Annotated in this window: 1 protein-coding gene; it reads right to left on the bottom strand. The window is 54.6% G+C overall.

Annotation, left to right across the window (positions count from 1 at the left end; all coding sequences use genetic code 11):
• On the bottom strand, positions 1–788 hold a 788-nt coding region (locus ABD971_RS35910; RefSeq protein ID WP_345328546.1), incomplete at both ends, for a reverse transcriptase domain-containing protein.

Below are 788 nucleotides of genomic sequence, written 5' to 3' on the forward strand. Positions count from 1 at the left end.
CACGAAAACGCAACGCGTCCGATTCTCGCTCGAACGTGCAGATAAAATCGTCCGCAAAGCGGATGATCGAGGCCTCGCCTTTAAGACGAGGCTTCACCTCCTGCTCGAACCACTCGTCCAGCACGTAGTGCAAGTACACATTGGCTAGCAGTGGAGAAAGAACCGAACCTTGCGCGACGCCTTCCGTGGTGGCGAAACGTTTGTCTTGAATCATCACTCCGGCGTGCAGAAACTTGGTGATCAGCCGCAGCATACGAGAGTCTTCGATGCGTCGACCGAGAAGCTCTTGGAGCCTTCCGAAATCAACGTGGTCAAAGAACCCTTTAATATCCGCGTCGAGCACCCAGTTGACTCGCCGGCGTGTGATCGTCTGGCCCAGATCGGCCAGTGCTTGGTGGCAGCTTCGCTTGGGACGGTATCCGTACGAGATATCATGAAAATCCACCTCGTAGATGCGTTCCAAGATCATCACGATCGCCCGCTGGACGATCTTGTCTTCCACACAAGCGATTCCCAATGGTCGCGTTTTACCGTCTCCTTTGGGAATCTCTCGGCGTAAACTCGGCTGAGGACGATAGCTGCCGCGATGGATTCGATCTTCGAGATCTTGCAAGTTGCCTTGCAAATTCTCTTCGTAATCGTCCACCGTGACACCGTCGATCCCCGGTGCTTTGTCTCGCTTGAGTCGTCGGAACGCGTAGAACAGCAGCTCGGTATTGAGCAACGTAAAGAGGTTGCTAAACGTCGCTGATGCGTCGCCTTCCGCTCTCGTGGTGATGCGATCCAGT

Source organism: Novipirellula rosea, assembly GCF_039541335.1.
Classification (GTDB): Bacteria; Planctomycetota; Planctomycetia; order Pirellulales; family Pirellulaceae; genus Novipirellula; species Novipirellula rosea.